Raw genomic sequence first — 15,793 nt, 5'->3', positions numbered from 1 at the left:
TGGTTATAACTTCATTAAAAATCTGACAAACAAAATTAATAGTTATTTTTTTTCAATTAAAGCTATTGCATAACCCAATTTATTTCATGCCTTAAAAATTAGATAATGTTTAATATTTTTTATTTAACCATCAATTTCATAATTACACTGAATTATAGGTTATAAATTTTACTGGCTTTTCATTCGTCCCTATGACCTCACATAGTGCCTCCACCGAACGAATTCCCACCACCGTTTACCCGGATTCAGAACAGGCTTCCGTAGCCGTGGCCCAAGACATAGCCGGGCTGATTCGGCAAAGGGCGGCAGAGGGCCGAAGCTGTATACTTGGATTAGCCACAGGCTCCACTCCTACCCGCCTTTATGAGGAGCTGGTGCGATTGCATCAACAGGAAGGGCTGAGTTTTCAGAATGTTATCACGTTCAACCTGGACGAGTACTTTCCGATGGCGCCGGACTCCTTACAAAGCTATGTTCGGTTCATGCACGAGTACTTGTTTGACCACGTGGATATTCCGGTGGCCAATGTGCATATTCCAGATGGCACAGTGCCGGTAGAAGAAGTAGCAGGATTTTGCCGGCGCTACGAGGAGCAGATTCGGGAGGCAGGAGGTATTGATTTGCAGATTTTGGGTATTGGGCGCACAGGACATATTGGGTTCAATGAGCCCGGTTCGGGCGCAGCCTCCCGTACTCGCCTCATCACGCTCGACCATATTACCCGAACAGATGCGGCCAGCGACTTTTACGGAGAAGAAAACGTACCGCGGCGTGCTATAACTATGGGGGTAGGCACTATTCTGGAAGCCCATGAAATAGTATTGCTAGCTTGGGGGAGGGAAAAGCCGCCGTGATTAAGCGAATGGTAGAAGGCGACATGACGGACTCGGTGCCAGCTACTTACTTACAGAAGCACCCCAACGTGCGCGTTGTTCTGGATGAGGCTGCCGGAGCTGAGCTGACCGCCCGGAAAACGCCGTGGTTAGCCGATCTGCCCTGTAACTGGCAGGATGCGGCCTTCGTGCGCAAGGCCGTGACGTGGCTAGCCCGCCAGCTGCAAAAGCCGATTCTCAAGCTCACGGACCAGGATTATAACGAGAACGGGCTTTCGGGCTTGCTGGCCGAATCGGGGCAGGCGTATAGTATTAATATTAAGGTGTTTAATGAGCTGCAGCACACCATTACGGGTTGGCCGGGGGCAAACCTAACGCCGATGACTCGCACCGCCCGAGCGAGCGGAGCCGTTTCCGAAGCGGGTGCTCATTTTTAGCCCCCACCCTGATGATGATGTAATATCGATGGGCGGCACCTTGCTGCGCTTGGTTGACCAGGGCCACGAGGTGCACGTAGCCTACCAGACGTCGGGCAACATTGCGGTATTTGACGAAGAAGCTATTCGTTTTGCCGAGTTTGTGGCCGATTATGATGAGGCTTTTCGGCTCGATGAGCAGCCTGCCGAGAATTTATACAGGCGCGTGGTCGACTTCCTGCAAAATAAGGCTCCCGGTCAGGTCGACTCAAGTGAGGTACAGCAGATTAAGGGATTGATTCGGCGCGGTGAGGCGAAGTCGGCGTGCCGGTATGCTGGCGTGCCCGACGAGAACGCGCACTTCATGGATTTGCCGTTTTATGAAACCGGACGGGTGCGCAAAAAGCCTTTGGGCGAAGAGGACATTCAGCTTACTATTGATTTGCTGAATAAAATCAGGCCCCAGCAGATTTATGCCGCCGGCGACTTATCCGATCCGCACGGCACGCACCGCGTTTGCCTGTCGGCTATTTTCCAGGCCGTGCAGCGCCTCAAAGCGGAAGGTGCGGAATGGCTACAGGATTGTTGGGTGTGGCTTTACCGCGGTGCCTGGCAGGAATGGGACATTGATCAGATTGAAATGGCAGTACCCATCAGTCCGGAGGAGCTGACGCGTAAGCGGCGAGCCATTTTCAAGCATCAGTCGCAGAAGGACCGGCCGCTGTTTCCTGGTGCTGATCAGCGCGAGTTCTGGCAGCGGGCCGAGGAGCGCAACCGCACCACCGCCCAGATTTACGACCGTCTAGGTCTGCCTGAGTATGAGGCCATTGAAGCTTTTGTGCGTTGGCATTATTGATTAGCAGATCTTACTGGAAACGAATACCACATATCCGATTAACCTATAAAGCGCTTCGACAAAGGTTAAACCAGCCCAAAAAGCCCCCAATCTATTATCAGATAGCTGGGGGCTTTTTTGGGCTGGTTTTTTATTGACAGGTTTGTTTTTGGGCTGTATTAGCGAAACCATAGCCTAAGCGTACCGCCTGCGTGAATGCCGCGCATGCTTCCACAAGTTGGCCTTGGCGCTGGGCTACGCGCCCCAACAGATAGTGAATCTGGCCATTATTGGGGTTTGCTTTAGCTACCACCTGATAATCCTGTTGAGCGCGGGTGTAGTCGCCGAGGCGGTAGTAGGCTAGGCCCCGCAGGGTGAGCGCATAAAGCGTGGGGGCCTTGCCCGCCACGGTACGCTGCCGCAGACCAGTGCTCAGGTCGCGGACCGCAAGATCAAACTGTCGCTGGGTGAGCAGTCGTATTTCGCCCCGCAGTATCCAGGCACCGGCGCGCGTGGAGTCCAGCGTCACTGCCTGGGTCAGTAGCCGGTCGGCTTGGGCGGGCTGCTGCTGGCGCGCTTCGTAACGGCCTAAGCGGTGCAGAATAAAGGCGCGGTCGGCGGGGTGATTTGTGTGGGGCAGGGCTGCTCGGTAATCATTTTGTGCAATGGCCGGCTGATGATAAATCAGCTCCGTGATTTCGGCGCGACGACGCAATGCCTCCGTATAGTCGGGCTTGAAGTGCAAGGCCTCCGAAAAAAAGCTGTGAGCGGTGCTCCATTCCCCCTCGGCGTAGGCACGCAGGCCATCATCATAATTTCCCACAGCCGTTACGTGATCCATGGTCACTTTCACCGAAAATATAAACAGCACAAATAGACCGATGAACCCGGCTGTTAGCAGATAGTCGCGGCGCGTGAACTTCCGGCGCTTCGGGATAGTACGGTAGTGGCGCTCCGCCGACCCGGCCGGGGGCGCGTGCGCATCGGGGCCGGCGGGGGGGCATTGGCACGCCATATACGCGCTGGCCCTGCTGACGGTAGGCTTGCTGCTGGCGCTGCGCCTCCTGCGCCTGAGCGGCGCGGCGCAGTTGGTGGTCGTAGACGGCCCTGCGCCCTGCATCAGAAAGTACTCGATAAGCGGCGTTTACGGCTTTAAAATGCTCCTCGTATCGGGTGCTACCGCCGTGCTTATCGGGATGGTACTGAATGGCTAGGCGCTTGTAGGCCGCTTTAATGTCGCGGACCGACGCCGTGGCTCCCACACCTAAAACTTGATAATGATTCTGACTCAAAACACGGCAGTATAGGGTAAAAGTAATTCAATTTTCAGACACAAACCCGCCTTTTTCGTATGTGCAATTGGCTCGAAAAACCTGCTATCAGGTGCTTTTTCCGGCCTCCGACCTACTAACAACTTTTCTTTCCATTCTATTCTTCCGCCGTATGGCTTTCGACGACGACTCTAAAACGCCCCCCAATGACAGCCTGATAGGCAACCTCAAAGGCTACCTTGATACGCGCCTCGATCTGGTGCGCCTCGAAGCGCAGGAGAAGGCAAAAACAGCTTTCGTGGCTACTGCGCACGGTGTCACGATGGCGGTAATTGGCCTATTCTTCTTCATTTTTCTCAATGTGTTTCTCGGCTTGCTCCTCAATGAGGTGCTCGACAGCCCTTATTGGGGTTTCGGAATAATAGCTGGCTTTTACTTGGTGCTGCTGATCATCTTTGTGGTTGGGGTCGATAAAAAGCTGTTCCAGGGACTGGCCGACAAGACATTGGACAACACGATTTATAAATCTGATAAGCGTAACTAACTCATGGCAGAGCTACACAACCCGTTATTCGAGGACGAAAAGGAATTTCTGGAGCGCCAGAAGCTCGAATACGAGCGTGCCCTGCTGGGCGACGTTGACCACATCAAGGAGAAGACGCAGGAAGTGGGCAAATATGCCGCCATTGGAGCAGGTATCCTGGGAGGCATTTGGCTGATTTCTAAAGCGCTAGGCAGCCGCAACGACTCGGACGATGACGACGATGAAGGCTACGAAGAGTTTGAGGACGACCGTTTAGCCCGCAAGGCACAGAAGAAGCGCGAAAAGCTGGAAAGGAAGCAAAATAAAAACGCTCATCGGGCGTCTTATGTTTCCAATCCGGCAGTGCACGAGGCTAGTCGCCAGAGCGTTGGCGACGACTATGGCTTCGGTGGCGGACATCAGTTTGACCGCGGCCAACAACACGCGGCCGCCGGTCGGGCCGATCTGGCGCCTGATGTATATCACGCCTCCGCCGAAACTGACCCCTTCCCGCCGCTCGCTTATGATGACGCCCGCCGCTTACCGGTTTCTATGTTCGACGCCAATCAGCAGTTTGCCAACAAACAGCCCAACATGATAGCTTCCGTGCTGCACAGCTTTTTGCAGTCGGATACGGGCAAGATGCTGACGGCCCAGGTAACAGCTGTTTTGATGGCCTATGTGGCCAAAAAAGTCGGTGAATATTTGCCAGTGAACAAAAATTCCGACCTTGCAGACAATCCGACGGTAACGCACATGGAACCGGAAACAAAGGACATCGACTTTACTTATCACCACGACGACGCGGATGCGCAACAGTCTCTATGAAACGCTTAACAACCGCCGCCAGCGCGGCCAGAAATCTCTGGCTGTGCTCCTCGATCCTGATCAACTGGATGAGGCCGGCTGTCGGCATTTGCTAGCGCTGAGCGAGACTCATCCTATTGATTACTTTTTTGTGGGCGGCAGCCTGGTGATGAATACTCACCAGGCGTCGCTCATTTTTTTTATAAAGAGGAACAGCCCGGTGCCCGTGCTGCTATTTCCGAGTCATAGCCTGCACCTGGATACTCAAGCCGATGGCATCTTGCTATTGTCGCTTATATCGGGCCGCAACCCCGATTTCCTGATTGGGCAGCACGTTGTAGCGGCTCCTTTGCTGAGGGCCAGTAGTCTCGAGATTTTGCCCACTGGCTACATGCTCGTCGATACTGGCCGCCAGACCACCGCCAGCTACATGAGCGGCACCACGCCCCTGCCTCACGATAAGCCCAGCATTGCGGCTTGCACGGCTATGGCAGGCGAGCAGCTAGGGTTGCGCCTGATGTATCTGGATGGAGGCAGTGGCGCTATGTATCCGGTTGCACCCGCGATGATTCGGGCGGTGCGGGAGGCGGTGGAGGTGCCCGTAATCGTCGGCGGCGGCATCAACACCACGGAGAAAGCCCAGGCAGCTTTAGAAGCCGGTGCCGACGTTATTGTGGTTGGTAATCAGATTGAAAAAGCCCCCCAGTTCTTGGCTGAGATGTCTGGAGTAATTCAAAGCTTTAATGCGGTCCTGGATCCCGTCTAAGCCAAGGCTCTAGAAATTCGGTCCTTTTCAGTATCAAAAAAGCCCCCCAGACTAGTCTGGGGGCTTTTTTGATACTGAAAACAGTAAATTAGATATTCATAGCTGATTCGCGGCGGCGCATCTTACCAGCTGGAATACCAAACATCATCTTGAAACGACGGCAGAAATAAGCCGTGTCCTTGTAGCCCACTTCCTTACCAATGTCGCGGATGCTCTTCTTGGTAGTGCGGAGCAAGAACACAGCACGCTCCATACGCTGATACTCGATGTAGTCTTGCGGATTGATGCCGGTCAACATCTTGAAGTACTGACCCACATAGTCTTCCGACACATTGGCTACGCTCGAAAGCACCTTGTTCGACAAGTCGCCACCGATGTTCTCCTTGATGTAGTTGAACAGGTCGATCAGGCGTGGATCCTTGAAGTAGGTGCTGTTGGTAGCAAGCTGCTCCACAAACATCTTGTTTTTCAAGATGTAGCGCACAATTTCCACCACAATGTTCTCGGTGTAGATCGTGATGAGACGCTCACGACCAGGCAGCTCCTGCAAGCTTTCCTCCACCACCTTGATGACGAGGTTAGCCAGCTTGGAGTTATTCGTGATCAGGAAGGCTGGCACATCCAGCGAGGCAAAGAAGTTGACCGAGTCAAATACTTTCGCCTCGAAGCTTACGTGGCTGTGGCTCTCCTCCGCATCGCCGATGAGGTCGAGGTCAGAGTTGGAGTGGAAAAACTTGTCCTTATTGCTGATCAGGTCGTCGTTGGTAATCAATTTGCCCCCTGAGCCACCGTAGTTCACTTTGGTAGCGCGGCCGCCCGGAATGAACAGCATTTCGCCTTCTTCCACTGCTTGCTCCTCGTCGCCGAAAGCAATGTGGCCTTTGTGCAGCAATATCAGATTATTACCAACATCATAATAATTGCGCACCGTAAACGGCTGCTGCAATACCAGGTTCTTCGCCTTGATGTAACGTACACCAAGCGATTCAATCACTTTATTGTAATCTTCCATATTCGGGGATGTTTTGGGTAGGGATATCTAGGGGCCGCACAGTTGTCTACAGGTAGACAATGCAAAACAACATATAAAAATTCACAAAAACGAAAAACCCAGCCATTTTCTGACTGGGTTTAATGCAAATAATCTAAATTTTAATCTATGAACTTCTTATTTTAATAATTCCCGCGAGATTACAATTTTCTGAATCTCGGATGTTCCTTCGTAAATCTGAGTGATTTTGGCGTCGCGCATGAAGCGCTCAACGTGGAATTCTTTTACAAAACCATAGCCACCGTGCACCTGTACGGCTTCTACAGTGGTTTCCATGGCCACTTTGGAAGCGAACAGCTTAGCCATAGCTCCTGACTTAGCATAGTCAACATGGTTATCCTTATCCTGCGCAGCTTGCAGGCAAAGCAGACGAGCCGCGTCGATGTTGGTAGCCATGTCAGCTAGCTTGAACTGAATAGCCTGATGCTTAGAGATTTCAACGCCAAAGGCTTTGCGCTCTTTTGAATATTTCAGCGCCAGTTCAAAAGCCCCAGAGGCAATACCTAGTGCTTGGGCAGCAATACCAATACGCCCCCCAGCCAGCACATGCATAGCGAACTTGAAGCCGAATCCATCCTCGCCAATGCGGTTTTCCTTGGGCACTTTCACGTCCGTGAACATGAGGGAGTGCGTATCGGAGCCCCGAATACCAAGCTTATTCTCCTTAAGGCCAACTACAAACCCGGGCGTATCTTTCTCCACAATGAGAGCGTTGATGCCGCGGTGCTTTAGCTCAGGGTTGGTCTGGGCAATAACCAGATACACGGAAGCCGTTGAGCCATTGGTTATCCAGTTCTTGGTCCCGTTGAGCAGGTAATGGTCGCCCATGTCCTCGGCGGTGGTGCGCTGCATGGTGGCGTCGGAACCCGCTTCCGGCTCAGAGAGGCAAAAGGCGCCAATGATCTCGCCGCTAGTCAGGCGGGGCAGGTATTTCTGCTTTTGCTCCTCCGTGCCGTACTTTTCTAAGCCCCAGCATACCAGCGAGTTGTTCACCGACATAATAACTGAGCAGGAAGCATCTACTTTCGAAATTTCTTCCATTGCCAGCACATACGATACCGTATCCATGCCGCCGCCGCCGTACTCCGGGCTGACCATCATGCCCATGAAGCCTAGCTCGCCCATCTTCTTGATTTGCTCAGCAGGAAACTTTTGGTGTTCGTCGCGCTCAATAACGCCGGCCCAAAGTTCGGATTGGGCAAAGTCGCGGGCAGCCGCTTGTACGGCCAGTTGTTCTTCGGTGAACTGAAAATCCATTCGTAAAAAGCTTGGGTGGGAAACTAGGGTGGAAAGTTAATCACTAACTCGGCAGCGGCAGGCAAGTTACGCTCATTCGAGCTTCACTTCGCTACATTGATAACCGATCTACTGGCACAAATGTCTAGCTTAAAAAATAAAAAAGCCCCCCGGTCGTTCTGGGGGCTTTTTTGCTATCTGAATCTGATGAAGCTCACAATTCATCAAGGTTAGTCGCGACTGCGGCCACCCATAAAGATGCTGACGTAGTAAAGCAAAGTGGCCAGTGAGCTAAGCGCGGCTACAACGTATGTCATGGCAGCCCACCATAAGGCATCTTTAGCCATTGCATGCTCCGTAGTCGTCACGATGCCACGCTTATCAATCCAGGCCAAGGCCCGCTTGGAGGCATCAAACTCAACTGGCAGGGTAACAAACGAAAACAGTGTGGTAAGAGCGAATAAGGCAATGCCAATACCCAGCGGAATCATGGAGGTATTGATCATGAATACCCCAGCAATGAGAATAAAGGGCATAAACTTCGACACGGCGCTCAAGGCGGGCACCATAGCGGAGCGGAACTGCAACATGCTATAGGCCGTAGCGTGCTGAACCGCGTGGCCGCACTCATGGGCCGCAACAGCCGCCGCCGCCGCCGAACGCTCTTCATACACGGCCTCGCTCAGGTTTACAGTCTTATCGGCGGGGTTGTAATGATCAGTAAGACGACCTTCGGTAGAAATAACGCGCACATCGGTAATGCCGTGGTCAGCCAGCATAAGCTCGGCTATTTGCTTACCGGACAAGCCTGATTGCAGACCTATTTTGGCGTATTCAGAGAACTTGCTGCGCAAGCGCCACTGAATGAGCCAGCTTACAACCATCGCCAGAATGAGGAATAGATACATGGGCTTGGAGAGAAAAATGAATGATTAAGAAGGAAGCTGACGTATACGCTCCACGATCCGCGTGGTACTGTAGCCAGCTACGAGTGGTACGGTAAGTACCTGCCCGCCACTATTCAACACCAATTCGTGGCCGACAATTCCACTAATTGCGTAGTCATCACCCTTCACCAGAATGTCGGGTTTAATCAACTCAATCAGGGAAAGCGGAGTGGGCTCATCGAACAGTACTACGGCATCCACAAACAAAAGGGACGCCAGGATGCGCGCCCGTGACATTTCGTCCTGTAGAGGCCTTCCCGGCTTCAAACAGCTGACAGAAGCGTCAGTATTCAGGCCCACCACCAGTGCCCCACCCAAGTGCCGCGCCTTCTCCAAGTAATCGACGTGTCCGAGATGCAGCAAGTCGAAGCAGCCATTGGTGAAAACCACCGGGCGGCCTTCCGCGCGCCACTGCTCCAGCAATGGCGTTAAGTCATTACGGTCAACGATCTTATCCTTGCTCCACATCGGCAGTTGTAGCTACGGCCAAAGATGCAGCCTTGCGGCGAGCTATCCGGCCTGATTTTACCATGCTCAGTATGAAGCTAATTCCGCCCATCAATACTACCAGCAGAGTTTGAGACCCATGTACTACCAACGCGTAGGCAATACCGGCTTCCTTTGAAACACCATACACCAGCAGCGTAGCTTGCACCATTATGTGGAATGTTCCAATACCGCCTGATACCGGGGCCGCCATCCCAAATGCCCCGAAGGTGAGCACTGCCAAGGCAGCCATCATGCTTAGGTTATAGGTTTCGGGGAAGGCAAAAAAGGCCAGGTAGTCCATGAGATAATAAACCAACCAAGTAAAGAGTGTATGCAGCAAAAAAACGCCCTTATTTTCGAGCTTCAGCACACTAAATACGCCTGACAGCAGTCCTCTTGCCAGCCCAACAATACGGTTGAAAAACGCATTCTGACGCAGCCTTTCCAGGTTTCTAAAAAGGGCATAGACACCCATCAACAGCAATATCAAGGAAATGGCAGCAATGGCCAGCAATGTGGTTTGGTAGGCAGCAAATGACTCGTAGTTATCAGTCAGTAAGCCCATTACAAACGACCAGAATTTATCAAATTCCAGTAGAAGTGTCGTTCCCAGCAGCCCCAGAAGCACAAGCACATCAATGACGCGCTCCGCAATGACGGTACCCAACGACACTTGCACAGGCACACCACTACTACGACGCAGCACTGAACAGCGAATCACCTCTCCCATGCGTGGCAGCACCATATTAGCCAAATAGCCCACCATCATGGCATGATATACATCCCAGTAAGAAGCTTTGTAGCCGGTGGGGTCTATCTGCATTTTCCATCGATAAGCGCGACTCAGATAGCCCAGCACAGACAAAGCCATAGTAACGAACAGCCAGAAATAGTTGGCCTCCCGCACATACTCGCCGATACGGCTCAGATCCTGCCCGCGCACGGCATACCACATCAGCAGTCCCGATAAGGATACTAACAGCGCGTACTTAAGTATAGTGATCAGTTGCTTCATAATAACCTGAATGGGCAGATGGCAGATGGCAGATGGGTAGCGAATTAACGTGCTACCCATCTGCCATCTTCAGCTTACACTAACCGATTGTGCTGATCGGGAAAGACCAATGTGGGCTTGTGAGCGCGTGCTTCCGCGAAGTCGATGAGAGCGTATGAAAATATGATGACGATATCGCCCACGGCTACGCGCCGGGCGGCTGGACCGTTGAGGCACAACATACCCGAGCCACGCTCTCCGCGAATGGTATAGGTTTCAAAACGCTCGCCGTTGTTCACATTTACTATCGTCACTTTCTCGTTTTCTACCATGTTGGCAGCGTCGAGCAAGTCCTCGTCGATGGTGACGCTACCAACATAATGCAGTTCGGCCTGTGTGACCTTGGCGCGGTGAATTTTAGACTTCAGAACCTCGATATGCATAGAAGAAAATGCGGTTGAAATAAGGGCGGCAAAGATAGGGGTTCGAGCCTGAATGCGTGGTCTTGCCTCGAGGAAAGAACTCGTCGCCTATGTTGGTGCGCAAAAAAGCCCCCCAGCGGGCCGGTAGCACTACCGACTCGTTGGGGGCTTTTTTAATCGCCCTAACGAAACCCGACCTATTTGGCCTGGGCGAAGCTGCCGCTGGTTACGGCGCGTAAGGCGTTCACACGGCCATGACCGTAGTTATCATCACGACCGGGGATACCTAAGTCATCGGCCGAAGCCCGCATGATAGCCTCTACCCGCTCAGGAGCCATTGGGCCACCATTTTTACTGATGATCAAGGCGGCTACGCCCGCTGCGTGTGGGCTGGCCATGCTTGTGCCCTGCGCCCAGTTATAGCCGGTGGGGCTTCCGCTGCTATACACCATGTCCCACGCATAAACAGGCGCGGATCCTATTTTATAGAACACGCTTGTCGCACTAGGATGCGCAGCACTACCTCCGGGAGCAGCGAGGTCAATAGCCGGCGAACCGTAGTTGGAATATGGAGCAACCTGGTCTAGGTTGGTGTTAGGATTCAGTGCCAAACCATAAGGAGCGGTAGCCGAAATAGAAATCACGTGCTTCGAGTCGGCGGGTACAAAAGTCGCGTTCTGGTCTTTAGCATCAATCCCGTCGTTGCCAGCCGCAGCTATAAGGGTCACGCCTTTTCTGGCTGCGTAAGTCGTGACTTTGTTAATGGCCTCCACCAGTTCAGCGACTTCTTTTTGAACCTCGCTATCCTTCACCAAAAAGTCATCCGATGGATCACTTGGTGTGCCATTGTTGTCCATGTATTTACCATTGCGGGGCAGCTGAGCACCCAAGCTCATGTTGATCACATCAACCTGCTCATCAGCAGCGTACTTGATGCCTGCAATTATCCAAGAGAAAGCCCCGGAGCCAGCGTCACCTAACACCTTTACCAGAACTAGTTTAGCTTTTGGTGCTACGCCAACTCCGCCATTAGTATTATCCACAGCCGCAACAGTGCCTGCTACGTGCGAACCGTGACTAAAAGTACTTCTGTTTCTGGCGAGCTCGCGATTAAACTGAGCCGGTTGGCCAGGCACGAAAGATATACTTTTCTCAATATTGTCTACCAAATCGGGGTGCCCCAGATAGAATCCTCCGTCCAGCACGGCTACACGCACGTTCTGGCCACGAGCTCCGGTGAGCCAAGCCTCTGGCGCCTGAATAGCAGTATGGCCCCACTGTATAGGGAAAACAGGATCGTTGTCGGCACTGGTGGGGGGATTGGTGTTCGCTGCCTCCACGTTCTGCTCCTGTGGGTCGTAGCCCTGATAAGTAAAATCGTGAATAACCGAGCGGACTCCACTGATTTTGCTAGCCTTGGCAATGAAGTTCGGGTCGTCGGAAGTAGCAGTAGCAATACCTACACCGCTGAGCAGCTTAGTTACTTTGCCATTAGCTCCTTTGGTTTTGCCCTCAATGTCCGCTGGCAGAGCATCGGTAGCCGAAATAATAATGTACTGATTGCCCTCGCGCACGACAGAAGTCGAAACAGACGCGTCAATAGCGCTATTGGCAGAGCGCTGATTGAGGCTTTCATTTGGTGTCAGATCTTCTTTGCTGCACCCAAAGGTGAAAAGAAGACCAAGGCCTAAACAAGAAAGGAATTTTGGAGTAAACTGTTTCTTCTGCATACTTAAGTTTATGTGATTAATCAGTACACTAATATAACTCAATTAGGAATTCATATCGTTCATTTGACAAGGAAAAAATTGAATCTTTTTTATTTTTTATACTATATATAGATTGCATATTTTATATAACTGCAATATTTACAGTCACTTAACCTCAAATAAAAGGTTGTCAATTAATCTAACGTCTGCCAACCAAGCAGCTATGCATAACGCCACCTCTTGCCTTGGGACCAATATTTCTATGGGCTGGAGTGTCTGTGTGTCGACAATCTCAAAGTATTCCACCTGAATTGCTTTATCAGCTGTTAGTAAGGAGTGTACTTTATCCTTTATAGCAGCTACTAATTGTTTTTGCATTACTAGTTTTTGACCTAACAGTAATGCTGCATAAAGCTGGGGGGCAATTTGTCGAGCGTCTGCTGATAATCGCCTATTGCGTGAGGACATAGCCAAGCCATCGGCCTCGCGCACTGTTGGGAAAGTGATAAGCTCCAGATCAAATGATAAGTCAGCCACTAGCTGGCGAATGATAGCGACCTGCTGCAAGTCTTTCTGGCCAAAGTAGGCCTGATGAGGACGGCTCAGGTGGAACAGCTTGCTTACCACCGTCGCTACTCCATTAAAATGACCGGGACGGTGGGCTCCTTCCATTACTTGCTCCAAGGAGCCAAAATCAAAACGCAGCTTGCTGGGTTGAGGGTACATTTCCTCTACCGATGGCAAAAACAACGCAGTGCAGCCAGCCGGCTCAAGCAAAGCAGCATCGGCTTCGGGCAGGCGCGGATAAAGCCGAAAGTCGTCGGGATTATTGAACTGTGTCGGATTGACAAAAATACTGACTACTACTACGTCGTTTTCAGCGGCGGCAGCTTGTACCAGCCGCAGGTGGCCATCGTGTAAGGCACCCATAGTAGGCACTAAACCAATGCGTTGACCATCGCGACGCCATTTTTCAGTTTGGGCTTGCAACGCGGCGGCCGATTGCAGTATCTCCATAAGGTAGAAGGCCTGGGGGAAGGACCCGCAGGTGGGTTTTATTGAATTTCCGCTTAAAAATGTTTAATTTTGTGCATCCAAAACTATTGCCTCTTACTTAATCACCTCTACTAACCCGATATGTCCAAGTTGAGAATACTCTATGCTGCTACGGAAATCAACCCGTTTTTGCAGACGACCAAGGTAGCGGAGTTTCTGCGGATGTTGCCGCAAGGCATGCAGGAAATGGGGATGGAGATCCGCATTTTCGTTCCTCGTTTCGGAATTATCAACGAGCGTAAGAACCGGTTGCACGAGGTAGTTCGCTTATCGGGCATCAACATCGCCGTAGGCGAAGAAGAGAAGCCGTTGATTATCAAGGTAGCATCTATTCCGAATGCTAAGCTTCAGGTTTATTTCATCGATAACGAGGATTATTTCCACCGTAAGTCCGTGTTGGTGGATAAAAACGATAAGTTTCACGCCGACAATGACGAGCGCGCCATCTTCTTTTGCAAAGGTGTGCTTGAAACCGTGAAGAAACTAGGTTGGGCTCCCGACATCGTTCATTGCAACGACTGGATGACCGGCCTGATCCCGATGTACCTGAAAACGACGTACAAGAAAGACCCGATTTTCAAGGACGCCAAGTCGGTGTTCACCATCTACAACAACGAGTTCGACCACAAATTCAGCGGCGACATCATTGAGAAGGCCAAGATGCTGGACATTGATGACAAAATGCTGGCTGCGCTGAAATCAGCCGACTACGAGGGCTTCATCAAAGTTGGGATGGACTATGCTGACTCAGTAGTAAAATCTGACGAGGATTTCAGCGACAACATGAACGCTATGTTCACTGAGTATGCCCAGAATACCCAGAAGAAGTGCATCGGTCAGGTGGGCGCCGACGAGAACCTGTTGACTTCATACTACGCGCTTTATAATGAATTGGCCAGCTAGCGCCTTCCGCCTCACCGCGACCCTCTGCTTTTCCGCCGCTTTCCTGCTTACTACCAGCTGCGACGATCCGAATGACATTCGGGTAGAGTTGCCGGATCCGACTTCTCTCACCACTGACTACAGCGAGTTCAAAGCGCCCGTAGCCACTATTTTGCAAGACTCGCTCGAGACACTGAAAGCCGACAACTTTTTGGTTGGCCGAATCAGTGACGCAGCTTTAGGAACTACTACGGCCCGTTCATTTCTGAATTTGCAGGTGAACATGCCTGCTGACTCACTGCCTGCCAAGTTCAGCGGCACCGTACTGGACTCGACGGTCATGATCATGAGCTTTAATCAGGTCTATGGTAGCGCTACGCAAGCTGTGCGCTTCGATGTGTCTGCCCTGCAACAGAAGTTAGACGACAGAAGCTCTTACAACGCCAATACCTCTGTGCCGGTAGGTCAGGTGATTGGCGCCAACCTTGCGGGTTCGCTCAACCGGACGCGGCGCCAGCGCCAACGTATTGCCTCTACCGTTACTACTGACACTGCTACTGCCGTGGTGACAGTGCAAGATCGGACAGTAAGGCTTGCGCTTTCGCGCCCAGGTCAAATATCTGGTTTTGTGGGGAGCATTTTTTCTGCTTTGCAAGCCGAGACTTTTTCTCAGGCTCAACTGGATGCACTATGGAAAGGAATAGCTGTTGCACCAACTGATAACTTTACTGGTACTGTTGTTGGTTTTAATCGTTCTAACGACTTACGAGTAATTTTCTATTTCCGCGGCGCGACTGCAACTACACCCACTAAGCGGCGAACGTACTCAATTTACTTTGGCAGCCCGCCTCGTGGGGCTAGCGAAGCCGCGACAAGCATCAACCTGAATGCGCCGCGCTACTTCACCCAGATCACCAGCGATTTATCGACGGCTGGCCCGTTTGCTCGTCTCACAAACGGACAGGCAGCGGTAACGTCTTCTGAAGTCGGCGGTATCACCTATGTACAGGAAGGTGTCGGTTTTGGCACTCGGCTGGATATTCCGGCTGGTCTTAAGGCGCTGAAGGATCGGAAGGACATTGCCATCAACCGGGCGGAGCTGATTATACCGGTGAAGCCATTTGCTAATGCCCTGTTTCCATTGCCACGGCGGCTTTATTTGTATGAAGCCAACGCCAATAATCAGGTGTTAAAGAGCTTAACCAATAATTTCCGGACCGACCGGGTAATACTAGGCGATAGTATTGGCGGACAAGGTCAACGCGTAGAAGCGCAAGCTCGTCTTTACGACTTAGGGAATAACAACAACTATTATAGCGTTCTGATTACGAATTACGTACAGAACTACATTTACACCCAGACGGACGCCACCCGCCCGGCCACCCTCATTCTTTCTCCCACACTTCGGACTTTACCCACCCTCACCCTTAACCGAGCTGTGCTCGACGCTGACAATATCACGCTCCGCGTCTATTATTCTAAATTGCGCTAGCAATTTGCCCCCAGGCGGCCTCAGCACGTCGGCACGACCTTTGTGCCGGAGGCGGGCCGCCTTC

14 protein-coding genes and 2 pseudogenes are annotated in these 15,793 nt (G+C 51.8%); 6 read left to right on the top strand and 10 right to left on the bottom strand.

All coding sequences use genetic code 11. The features are described 5' to 3' along the window. Positions 1–191: 191 nt before the first annotated feature. Positions 192–2,105, top strand: a pseudogene (nagB, locus tag H9L05_RS07370) (glucosamine-6-phosphate deaminase). Positions 2,106–2,235: 130 nt separating this feature from the next. On the opposite strand, the gene H9L05_RS07365 reads toward nagB, so the two are convergent. Together H9L05_RS07365 and H9L05_RS26795 are read right to left on the bottom strand one after the other, a co-directional pair. Further along, positions 2,236–3,099: a tetratricopeptide repeat protein gene (locus tag H9L05_RS07365; RefSeq protein WP_223284801.1), complete on the bottom strand. Its 864-nt coding sequence runs from the start codon at positions 3,097–3,099 to the stop codon at positions 2,236–2,238. Between the two features lie 139 nt (positions 3,100–3,238). Next, positions 3,239–3,346: pseudogene (locus H9L05_RS26795) on the bottom strand (DnaJ domain-containing protein); the annotation flags it as partial. A gap of 91 nt (positions 3,347–3,437) precedes the next feature. Here H9L05_RS26795 and H9L05_RS07355 point away from each other — a divergent pair. Genes H9L05_RS07355 through H9L05_RS07345 form a run of 3 tightly spaced genes read left to right on the top strand, consistent with a single transcriptional unit; the run spans position 3,438 to position 5,451 of the window. Then, on the top strand, positions 3,438–3,899 hold the full coding sequence (locus H9L05_RS07355; protein WP_223284800.1) for a phage holin family protein: 462 nt from the start codon (positions 3,438–3,440) through the stop codon (positions 3,897–3,899). A gap of 3 nt (positions 3,900–3,902) precedes the next feature. After that, positions 3,903–4,706 carry a hypothetical protein gene (locus H9L05_RS07350; protein ID WP_187733616.1) on the top strand — a complete coding sequence of 268 codons (804 nt, stop codon included), beginning with the start codon at positions 3,903–3,905 and terminating at the stop codon, positions 4,704–4,706. Next, positions 4,687–5,451, top strand: coding sequence for a geranylgeranylglyceryl/heptaprenylglyceryl phosphate synthase (locus H9L05_RS07345; RefSeq protein ID WP_187733615.1), 765 nt, complete (start codon positions 4,687–4,689; stop codon positions 5,449–5,451). The genes H9L05_RS07350 and H9L05_RS07345 overlap by 20 nt, the downstream gene beginning before the upstream one ends. Before the next feature lie 88 nt (positions 5,452–5,539). Here the strand turns inward: H9L05_RS07345 and H9L05_RS07340 are convergent, their stop codons facing one another. The 8 genes from H9L05_RS07340 to panC all read right to left on the bottom strand — a co-directional run bounded on the left by H9L05_RS07340 (position 5,540) and on the right by panC (position 13,316). Next, positions 5,540–6,463: a helix-turn-helix domain-containing protein gene (locus H9L05_RS07340; protein WP_084443435.1), complete on the bottom strand. Its 924-nt coding sequence runs from the start codon at positions 6,461–6,463 to the stop codon at positions 5,540–5,542. A gap of 156 nt (positions 6,464–6,619) precedes the next feature. Continuing rightward, a complete protein-coding gene (locus tag H9L05_RS07335; protein ID WP_187733614.1) occupies positions 6,620–7,759 on the bottom strand; it encodes an acyl-CoA dehydrogenase in 1,140 nt (379 codons plus the stop codon). 209 nt (positions 7,760–7,968) lie between these two features. Continuing rightward, complete coding sequence (locus H9L05_RS07330) at positions 7,969–8,646, bottom strand: zinc metallopeptidase (RefSeq protein WP_187733613.1); 678 nt, start codon at positions 8,644–8,646, stop codon at positions 7,969–7,971. 24 nt (positions 8,647–8,670) lie between these two features. After that, entirely contained in the window at positions 8,671–9,153 is a 483-nt protein-coding gene (rfaE2, locus tag H9L05_RS07325) for a D-glycero-beta-D-manno-heptose 1-phosphate adenylyltransferase (RefSeq protein ID WP_187733612.1), read from the bottom strand. Continuing rightward, a complete protein-coding gene (locus tag H9L05_RS07320; protein WP_187733611.1) occupies positions 9,137–10,189 on the bottom strand; it encodes a lysylphosphatidylglycerol synthase transmembrane domain-containing protein in 1,053 nt (350 codons plus the stop codon). Before H9L05_RS07320 ends, rfaE2 begins: the two co-directional genes overlap by 17 nt. A gap of 74 nt (positions 10,190–10,263) precedes the next feature. Further along, positions 10,264–10,611 (bottom strand): aspartate 1-decarboxylase, encoded by a 348-nt coding sequence (gene panD, locus H9L05_RS07315; RefSeq protein WP_187733610.1) that lies wholly within the window; start codon positions 10,609–10,611, stop codon positions 10,264–10,266. Between the two features lie 176 nt (positions 10,612–10,787). Continuing rightward, on the bottom strand, positions 10,788–12,320 hold the full coding sequence (locus H9L05_RS07310; RefSeq protein WP_223284799.1) for a S8 family peptidase: 1,533 nt from the start codon (positions 12,318–12,320) through the stop codon (positions 10,788–10,790). A gap of 144 nt (positions 12,321–12,464) precedes the next feature. Continuing rightward, complete coding sequence (gene panC / locus H9L05_RS07305; RefSeq protein ID WP_187733609.1) at positions 12,465–13,316, bottom strand: pantoate--beta-alanine ligase; 852 nt, start codon at positions 13,314–13,316, stop codon at positions 12,465–12,467. A gap of 120 nt (positions 13,317–13,436) precedes the next feature. Here panC and H9L05_RS07300 point away from each other — a divergent pair, with 120 nt between their 5' ends. Both H9L05_RS07300 and H9L05_RS07295 read left to right on the top strand, forming a co-directional pair. Further along, positions 13,437–14,258, top strand: coding sequence for a glycogen/starch synthase (locus H9L05_RS07300; protein WP_133271191.1), 822 nt, complete (start codon positions 13,437–13,439; stop codon positions 14,256–14,258). Beyond that, positions 14,242–15,729: a DUF4270 family protein gene (locus tag H9L05_RS07295; protein ID WP_187733608.1), complete on the top strand. Its 1,488-nt coding sequence runs from the start codon at positions 14,242–14,244 to the stop codon at positions 15,727–15,729. The genes H9L05_RS07300 and H9L05_RS07295 overlap by 17 nt, the downstream gene beginning before the upstream one ends. The last annotated feature ends 64 nt before the right edge of the window (positions 15,730–15,793 follow it).

It is taken from the genome of Hymenobacter qilianensis (assembly GCF_014489555.1).
GTDB classification, from domain to species: domain Bacteria; phylum Bacteroidota; class Bacteroidia; order Cytophagales; family Hymenobacteraceae; genus Hymenobacter; species Hymenobacter qilianensis.
The sequence above is the reverse complement of the archived record's forward strand: the minus strand, read 5'-3'. Positions and strand labels throughout refer to the sequence as shown.